Annotated in this window: 7 protein-coding genes and 2 pseudogenes; 3 read left to right on the forward strand and 6 right to left on the reverse strand. The window is 43.6% G+C overall.

Features of this window, described 5'->3' with window-relative positions:
• Positions 1-380: 380 nt before the first annotated feature.
• Both metK and GW12_RS03010 read left to right on the forward strand, forming a co-directional pair.
• On the forward strand, positions 381-1,547 hold the full coding sequence (gene metK / locus GW12_RS03005; RefSeq protein ID WP_034583218.1) for a methionine adenosyltransferase: 1,167 nt from the start codon (positions 381-383) through the stop codon (positions 1,545-1,547).
• 166 nt (positions 1,548-1,713) lie between these two features.
• Positions 1,714-2,025 (forward strand): hypothetical protein, encoded by a 312-nt coding sequence (locus GW12_RS03010; protein ID WP_034583220.1) that lies wholly within the window; start codon positions 1,714-1,716, stop codon positions 2,023-2,025.
• Between the two features lie 132 nt (positions 2,026-2,157).
• Here GW12_RS03010 and GW12_RS03015 read toward each other — a convergent pair whose 3' ends face one another.
• From GW12_RS03015 to GW12_RS03025, 3 genes are all read right to left on the reverse strand, one after another.
• On the reverse strand, positions 2,158-2,667 hold the full coding sequence (locus tag GW12_RS03015) for a hypothetical protein (protein ID WP_034583222.1): 510 nt from the start codon (positions 2,665-2,667) through the stop codon (positions 2,158-2,160).
• A 65-nt stretch (positions 2,668-2,732) separates the two neighbouring features.
• Positions 2,733-3,512, reverse strand: coding sequence for a TIGR03915 family putative DNA repair protein (locus GW12_RS03020; RefSeq protein WP_034583224.1), 780 nt, complete (start codon positions 3,510-3,512; stop codon positions 2,733-2,735).
• Positions 3,512-4,771, reverse strand: a complete 1,260-nt coding sequence (locus GW12_RS03025; protein ID WP_034583226.1) for a putative DNA modification/repair radical SAM protein — start codon at positions 4,769-4,771, stop codon at positions 3,512-3,514. The genes GW12_RS03020 and GW12_RS03025 overlap by 1 nt, the downstream gene beginning before the upstream one ends.
• Before the next feature lie 204 nt (positions 4,772-4,975).
• Here GW12_RS03025 and GW12_RS03030 point away from each other — a divergent pair, with 204 nt between their 5' ends.
• Positions 4,976-6,022: a nitronate monooxygenase family protein gene (locus tag GW12_RS03030; protein WP_034583228.1), complete on the forward strand. Its 1,047-nt coding sequence runs from the start codon at positions 4,976-4,978 to the stop codon at positions 6,020-6,022.
• A gap of 58 nt (positions 6,023-6,080) precedes the next feature.
• Here the strand turns inward: GW12_RS03030 and GW12_RS15570 are convergent.
• The 3 genes and pseudogenes from GW12_RS15570 to GW12_RS03045 all read right to left on the reverse strand — a co-directional run.
• Positions 6,081-6,347 (reverse strand): annotated as a pseudogene (locus GW12_RS15570) (hypothetical protein); the annotation flags it as partial.
• Between the two features lie 48 nt (positions 6,348-6,395).
• Positions 6,396-7,067: pseudogene (locus GW12_RS03040) on the reverse strand (glycine zipper domain-containing protein); the annotation flags it as partial.
• A gap of 448 nt (positions 7,068-7,515) precedes the next feature.
• Positions 7,516-8,172, reverse strand: coding sequence for a hypothetical protein (locus GW12_RS03045; RefSeq protein WP_034583231.1), 657 nt, complete (start codon positions 8,170-8,172; stop codon positions 7,516-7,518).
• Positions 8,173-8,378: the final 206 nt, after the last annotated feature.

The raw sequence follows: 8,378 nt of genomic DNA on the forward strand, positions 1-8,378 counted from the left end.
TTAAAATGAGGTTATGTCCTTTTTATTTCAATGACTTAAAAAGTTGAGATTGGCGTTTGGTAAGGAACAGCGTTGCTGAAATGAGATATGTGCAATAACTTCAATATTAATTGAGCAAATCAAGTGAATGTACTCTCTGTAGAGAGGATAAAAAGATCTGATTAGTACATCATCTCAAGTAACAACCGAGATGAATATATTAAAGGCAAAAATATAAAAAACACGTATTCATTCTTTATATATCAATTTTTCAAATACTGTTATTCAAATAAAAACGAATTAAATTGAAACAATTTCAGCCAATTTTACCGTTCAAACCTAGTCCTCTGACGCAACACGATGTAACATATCGGGTCTTTAAAATTAACTGTGATAGGACTATGCGCGAGTACGCTGTATTTACCTCGGAATCTGTAAGCGAAGGCCATCCAGATAAAATGGCTGACCAAATCAGTGATGCTATCTTGGATGCAATTTTAAAAGAAGACCCATATGCGCGGGTTGCTTGTGAAACGCTTGTAAAAACGGGTGCTGTTGTACTTGCCGGTGAAATCACAACAACTGCAAATGTTGACTTCGAAGCGATTGTACGTAAAACCGTAAATGGCATCGGTTATCACCATTCTGATCTTGGCTTTGACGGTTCAACCTGTGCCGTAATCAACATGATCGGGAAACAATCTCCTGAAATCGCTCAAGGTGTTGACCGTCAAAAACCTGAAGATCAAGGTGCCGGTGACCAGGGTCTGATGTTCGGTTATGCAAGCCGTGAAACTGACGTGTTAATGCCTGCGCCAATTTCTTATGCGCACCGCTTGATGGAAAAACAGGCGGAGTTACGTCGTAACGGTACCCTGCCTTGGCTACGTCCAGATGCGAAAAGTCAGGTGACTTTCGCTTATGAAAATGGCATGCCTGTGCGTCTGGATGCCGTAGTACTTTCGACCCAGCACGATCCTGAAATCACACAAGCTGACTTAAAAGAAGCGGTGATCGAAGAAATCGTGAAGAAAATCATTCCTGCTGAAATGTTCCATGCAGATACCAAATTCCACATCAACCCAACCGGTATGTTTGTGATCGGTGGTCCTGTAGGTGACTGTGGTCTGACTGGCCGTAAAATTATTGTAGATACTTACGGTGGTATGGCACGTCACGGTGGTGGTGCTTTCTCTGGTAAAGATCCATCAAAAGTTGACCGTTCAGCTGCGTACGCTGGCCGTTATGTTGCGAAAAATATTGTTGCTGCAGGTTTGGCGGATAAATGTGAAATACAGGTGTCTTATGCAATTGGTGTTGCTGAGCCAACTTCGATTTCAATCAACACTTTTAACACTGGTAAAGTTTCTGATGAACTGATCATTCAATTGGTTCGTGAACACTTTGATCTGCGTCCATACGGCATTACCCGTATGCTGAACCTGTTACAGCCAATGTATAAGCAAACTGCAGCTTATGGTCACTTTGGCCGTCAAGGTTCTGATACAGCCTTTACTTGGGAAAAAACCGACAAGGTGGAAGCGCTACGCGCATCTGCCGGTCTGTAATTTTTAAGCTCTAAAAAGCCTGCTTTATGCAGGCTTTTTTGTTTTCAGCGTTTTCCAAATGGTTGACAACTTTTACACGAAAGCCACATTTTTTAGCATTCTGAAGCACGTGATTCCGATACTATCTTGTTATTCAATGATCTATGACAACAAAAGGAAAAACACAATGAATAAACTTCTAATTGCTTTAGGTTTGACAGCCACAATTGCTTTGGTTGGCTGTAGCAAGGAAAAACAACCTGAGACAGGTGCGACCACCGGTGAACATTTAGAAAATGCAGCTGAACAGGCAGGTCATGACATTTCAGATGCCACCAATCATGCTGCAGACGAAACCGCAGTCGCTGCCGATAATGCCGCGGACAATGCCAAAGAAGCAGCTGCAAACGCTAAAGAAGCTGCCAAAGATGCGACTGCTGCCGTGGCTGGTTCAGTTGAAGAGGGTGCCGCAAATGTCCGTGAAAAAGCGGAAAATTAATTCAGCAATCACTTATTCTGATTTGAATATTCACTAATAAAAAGCCTGCCCAGTTGCAGGCTTTTTCATTCATTCGACTTATCCTAGATAAAAAAGTCATCTTGGAACGGGTTTTCTAGGCCTGTTCCGTTATTACAAAGCAGCTTTCAGGTTACAGCCATAATTCATAACCTGCTGCACCTGACGGTAGCTGGTATAGCGATCCAGAATAAAGGTGTAAAACTGGTCAGCACTGGAGAAATCGGTTTTCAGATTCTCTTTTTTCGCATTGGGCAATGTAACTTCATTAAGCAAATTCAGGTTGAAATGGCCCAAACGATACATCTCGGCAAAATAGCCATTCATCATGTCACAGTAGGCAATTTTTGTGGGTTTCAATGCGGTACTGGCCACCAAATGCTGGTTCAAAGTTTGTAGATTATTCACATCCAGTGGAAACTGATGGGCAAAGGCAATGCTTTCTACTTTTTTAAACTGGGCAAAATCTGCTGCTAGTTTCTGGTTGAGCGCTTCAAAACGCTGCTGTAATTCCTGAGCAGATCGTACCTGATATTGCTTTGGATCAACCTCAGCTTTCTGCGGCTCCTGTGAACATGCCACTAACATCAACCCAAGAGCCAAAGTACCCAGCCATACCTTCATCAATGCCTCACTCAAGCAAAAAACAAAACTCCCTGATTATGCCTGAAATAATGGCAAAATGTGTTTCAAAGTGCTTTCTCATTCATATAACGCCAGTAGCGTTTCGGCACATACTGAATATGTAGTTTTATGTTCCGGCGCGCCTGAATATTCACACTCTGGAAATAATCCTTCCACAGCTGGTCATATAGCACTTCTTCATCATCCAGCTCGATGCTAAAGGCCTGACTGCGTCCAATCCGTGCCTGTGGATCAATGGCTTCAGCATTCATTTCTACCTGATGCACCTGCTGCAGATCATAATAAATGCCATATTGACGTTGCTCATCATAAATCAGCCAAGACTGATCCTGATAACGTTCCTTAAAATGTCGGGTGATGATCGGTAGTACATTAAAATCTGGTTTCACCAGACTCAAAAACAGACCATCCTTACATTTTTTAAAGCGTACAAAAGCTTCCATCCGGTGCTTTTCGCGGCCGACCTGCTTGGCCCATTGCGACATGCCGATTACCGCAGAATGCCCATAGTCCTGATCAACCGGATACTGGTTCTGAAATACATATACAGCAAAATCAAAGAGATTCTGAAAAGCCTGTTCCTGCTCGGACAGGAACGCAAAATAAAATGCTCTTAAACTGGCAGATGAGATTTTTTGCTTGAGTCCCTGCCACACCCGCTGACCATGTTCATCATTGGATGCCACATGAATAAACTCATCAAACAGGCCATTTTGCGCATGCAGATTGGCGGTAACGCTAACCTCATATTCTTTAAAGGCAAACGCCCTGAAAATACAGCTCAGTAAGCCCGTCAAGCTGCCATCAAAACAGTAACGTGCCATCAGAAGCCGAATCCCAGTTGTGGCGATAATTGCTGCTGATATTTAGAATTCCCGGAAAGTAGAATCTGCTGCCGGATTTGATGTGATTGCTGTTCTTTTTTAAATTTTGGGGTATCGGCACAGCGGATAAAATGCTGGGCGCGGTTATAGGCCACGCCCATTCGTTTCAACTGATCAATATGAACCTGGCCAAAACGGCGAGCCTGAACTATTTTTTTCGCGGATCGCACTCCAATCCCCGGCACACGCAGAATCATTTTGTAATCTGCACGATTAATATCGACTGGAAATGCTTCCGGATGTCGCAGCGCCCAACCCAGCTTTGGATCAATATCCAGTTCCAGATTCGGATGCTGGTCATCGACAATTTCATCCGCTTCAAAGCCATAAAAACGCATTAGCCAGTCAGACTGATAGAGTCGATTTTCACGCAACAATGGCGGTGCTGAACCGACTGCCGGTAAGGCTTTCTCTTGCTCATTAATGGGAATATAGCCAGAGAAATAAACACGTTTCAGTTTAAATTCCTTATAATGCCGATCCGCCATCCAAATAATGTCTTTGTCGGTTTCCTGATGTGCGCCGACCACCATCTGTGTGGTCTGTCCTGCTGGAACAAACTTCGGTACCGATTTAATGATTTTCGATTCATCTTTGATCTGGATCAGGCGATCCCGGACAATACCCAGATCTTTCTGCACTTCAGCATGGCTTTTTTCCGGCGCAAATTTTTTTAAGCCAGCTTCGGTCGGCATTTCCAGATTAATGCTCATCCTGTCTACATACAGCCCAGCTTCGGTAATAATTTCCTGTGAAGCTCCAGGAATGGTTTTGAGATGGATATAGCCATTAAAGTTTTCTTCTAGCCGCAATTTCTTCACCACTTGCAGCATGCGTTCCATGGTGTAATCCGCCGATTTAAAAATTCCGGAACTGAGAAACAGACCTTCAATATAATTGCGGCGATAGAAGTTCATGGTCAGATCAACCACTTCCTGCACGGTAAAAGCGGCACGTTTAACATCATTGGAACGGCGTGATACACAATAGGCACAGTCATAAATACAGACATTGGAAAATAGGATTTTTAACAAGGAAACACAGCGCCCATCTTCTGTATAGCTATGACAGATGCCGTTCCCGGTATTGCCAAGTCCCTTGTCTTTATTTTTACGATTGCTGCCACTGGAAGAACAGGACACATCATATTTGGCAGCATCAGCTAAAATCTGCAGCTTTTCACGGATACGATCAGACATGAGTTGGAACGTTTTAAGCAAAATCTTATTATAAATTGATCAGATGCTGTCACTTGGTTCAGAGATCCTTTTAGCGTCAGACAATGTCGCCTTAAATGTAATCCAATTGTAACGATCTTCAATTATTTCAAAACAAAATAACCAATATGAATTGCTTAATTTTCAAGGCGAAGGCAAAGTAAAAGAATCACAAGGAGCAACGTCATGTCTTTATTGGAAAAATTAGGCATCAAACATCCGATTTTATTAGCACCAATGGCCGGGGTTTCTACACCAGAACTCGCTGCCGAAGTTTCCAACCAATGCGCCTTGGGTTCATTGGGATTGGGAGCCAGCAGTGTAGAATCAGCGCGTGAACAGATTCTGCAAACTCAGAAACTGACGGACCAACCATTTCAGGTCAATTTTTTCTGCCATAAAGCTGAACCGCTGGATGAGAAACTGGCGGAAGCCTGGATTGCCCAGTTTAAGGACAAATTTGCTGAATATGGGGTCGAAGCACCGAAAACCCTGAAATGTATTTACCCAAGTTTTAGGGACAATGATGATTATCTGAACCTTGTGCTGGAAACCAAACCTAAAGCGGTGAGCTTTCATTTCGGTATTCCGCTGCCACATCAGGTACAGGCACTGAAAGAAGCTGGAATTCTTACCATGGTTTCAGCCACCAATCTGGCTGAAGCACGTGCCATTGAAGCTGCAGGCATTGATATTGTGATTGCACAAGGCATTGAAGCCGGCGGGCATCGTGGCATTTTCAATACCAAGTTTGATGCCTCTGTGAAAACTTCTAACCTGATCAAGCTGATCAAGCAGTATTGCTCCCTGCCGATCGTGGCTGCGGGTGGCATTATGGATGGCTATCAGGCCCGTCAGATGCTGGACTTTGGTGCTGAAGCCGTGCAACTTGGTACGGCCTTTGTCCAGTGTAAAACCTCAAATGCCAATGACGCCTATCGCAAAGCACTTTTATCTAAACCGCTGACTCAAGTGACCGCCAGCATTTCCGGCCGTCCAGCGCGTGGCATCATTAACCATTGGCACCGTGATATTGATACACCTGATCGCCTGGATGTGCCTGGTTACCCATATACCTATGATCTGGCCAAGCAGTTACATGCTGCTGCAGTGAAACATGGCGATCATGGCTACGGCGCCTTCTGGGCAGGTTCTAATGCAGCACAGACCCGTGAAATGGAAGCCTCTGATCTGATCAATCAGCTCATCCTTGAAATGAAACAGCAGCCTTAAACATCGTATAAAAATAAAAAACCTCTCATAATGAGAGGTTTTTTCTTATGCGCCTAAATTAATGGGTTGCACGATTCCAAGCATCCTTCACTGCCTGTTTTGCCTGTTCCCAGGTCAAACGGGATTCACCTTTGGCCTGCTCCCATTTGGTTCGCAGGTCAGGTTCAGCCTGATCAAAATCTACATTATTGTAGTTCGCGCGGTTCTCATAACCCAATCGATAAGCGCCACGATAGTCGCGATCATAGTCCAGATCACCATGAATACTACGAGTCTCATTATAATATGGAGTCTGGGTGTAGCGTTCGCGCCAATAATTGTCATCGTTATCCCGTAATCGTTCTGATCCTGACAATGCTACGCCTTCTGATGAGTCAGTTGTACGATTCCAAGCATCCTTGACTGCCTGTTTGGCATGTTCCCAAGTCAAGCGGGATTCACCTTTGGTTTGTTCCCATTTGGTTCGCAGATCAGGTTCGGCCTGATCAAAATCTACATTGTTGTAGTTCGCGCGGTTCTCATAACCCAATCGATAAGCGCCACGATAGTCACGATCATAGTCTAGATCACCATAAGCACTACGGGTCTCATTATAATATGGAGTCTGGGTATAGCGTTCACGCCAGTAATTGTCGTCATTATCTTGTAATTTTTCTGAGCCTGACAGCGCCACACCTTCCGGCGTATCAATGGTTGGTTCAGATGCTTCGGCCATTTCATTGCCCGCAAGGCCACCCACTACACCCCCGACCAGACCACCAACGACTGCACCAGCAGGACCACCAACTGATCCAATGGCTGCACCAGCTGCTGCACCACCTAAAGTTCCAGTGCTGGTCGCAACTGGATGATCGCCTGCTTCATTCATATCTGGCACACGGTGACTTTCCGTATTCGGCAGATTCAAATCCTCACGTGCACTGCCAGAAGTTGGCGGGCTGTTTTTTAGTGTCTGGTCATTTTTAAAGGCTTCACGATTTTCCTGATTAAGGTCTGGTTGATTTGTTGGATTGATACCTGAACCTGGCTGATTACTCGTTGTCATTATGTTTCTCCCTTGATCCTGTTGAGACAAGATTGAAGTTTCATCTTGCATACCGCTTTTCATCATAGAGAAAGTTCAGGTTTACACTGTCCAAGTCCTGTCCGCTTTCAGTGAAGGAATACTACGCTATGTACATGTAAACCATTCATGTAACCAGCCTGTCTGCCTTACATGTCAAAACATCAAAAAGGTAAACTTTCTATAACCACGATTCTTTAATTCTTATTGCTATAACGGAAATTTAAGAATGTCCAAAATTATTCCAAATATTCTGTTCTCAATATTTAGAGATTTAGAATGAAAGAAAAATCTTGGAGAGGTTCTTCTTAAACTAAAGTCCTTTAATCGTTTTCTCCTCAAACAACCGTAAATTAGAAAACAGCGCTAAATATTTTTTCTCTTCATAAAAAACCTCCCTAAAAAGAGAGGTTTTAATAAAAGATGAAACTTATTTAGTGGTTCGATCCCAAGCATCCTTGACCGCATGTTTAGCCTGTTCCCAGTTCAGGCGGGATTCACCTTTAAACTGTTCCCATTTGGTTTTTAGATCTGGTTCAACTTGATCAAAAGCCACTTTGCCGTTGTAATGGGCACGATTTTCATAACCCAGTCGATAAGCACCACGGTAGTCACGATCATAGTCCAGATCAGCATAGGCATTACGGCTTTCACTATAATATGGACGTTGCTGATGCTGTTCGCGCCAGTAATTGTCATGCTCACCCAATAAGCCTGATGTTTCATGAGTGTGATCTGGATAATCCGGCGTTGAAATATCTTTGCCAGCAATACCTCCAAGTACTCCACCAATGATGCCACCAACCAATGAGCCGCCTGGGCCACCGACCATACCGAGTGTCGCACCGACTGCGGCACCCCCAACACTGCCGGCACCAGTTGCTAAAGCCTGATCGCCTTTTTCTGCTTCTTTCTCATCTGGATCAAGTGGTCTTGAGTTTTCTGTAGATACAAAATTAGGATCAGTTCCCTCTGTGATTGAAGGATCCATTTTTACTACTTCTTCATGCTTGACTGCGTTGCTTTCCTCAATCGGATCGCTTGGCATGGCTGGGTTAATATTTGAAACTGGTCGATTGATTGTCATTCTGATTCTCCCTAAATTTTTTAAACAAGATTGAAATTTCATCCTGTTATAGATCTTTTCATCATAGGGAAAATTCAGGTTAATACTGTCCGAGTCCTGTCCAGTTTAGGTGAATTTGATAAGCAGCTATGTATAGCTAAGCAAAACTTGTAAGCACCAGGTCAATATTCAATAGATCTCTTGCGAAAGTAAAAAATTGTTTATAC

Origin of the sequence: Acinetobacter sp. HR7 (assembly GCF_000773685.1) — a bacterium.
GTDB classification, from domain to species: Bacteria; Pseudomonadota; Gammaproteobacteria; order Pseudomonadales; family Moraxellaceae; genus Acinetobacter; species Acinetobacter thermotolerans.

What these genes read in the sequence shown, in the direction of transcription:
- GW12_RS03045 (WP_034583231.1), bottom strand. Translation starts at nt 8,172, where the DNA reads ATGACAATCAATCGACCAGTTTCAAATATTAACCCAGCCATGCCAAGC.
- GW12_RS03015 (WP_034583222.1), bottom strand. Translation starts at nt 2,667, where the DNA reads ATGAAGGTATGGCTGGGTACTTTGGCTCTTGGGTTGATGTTAGTGGCA.
- GW12_RS03020 (WP_034583224.1), bottom strand. Translation starts at nt 3,512, where the DNA reads ATGGCACGTTACTGTTTTGATGGCAGCTTGACGGGCTTACTGAGCTGT.
- metK (WP_034583218.1), top strand. Translation starts at nt 381, where the DNA reads ATGCGCGAGTACGCTGTATTTACCTCGGAATCTGTAAGCGAAGGCCAT.
- GW12_RS03010 (WP_034583220.1), top strand. Translation starts at nt 1,714, where the DNA reads ATGAATAAACTTCTAATTGCTTTAGGTTTGACAGCCACAATTGCTTTG.
- GW12_RS03030 (WP_034583228.1), top strand. Translation starts at nt 4,976, where the DNA reads ATGTCTTTATTGGAAAAATTAGGCATCAAACATCCGATTTTATTAGCA.
- GW12_RS03025 (WP_034583226.1), bottom strand. Translation starts at nt 4,771, where the DNA reads ATGTCTGATCGTATCCGTGAAAAGCTGCAGATTTTAGCTGATGCTGCC.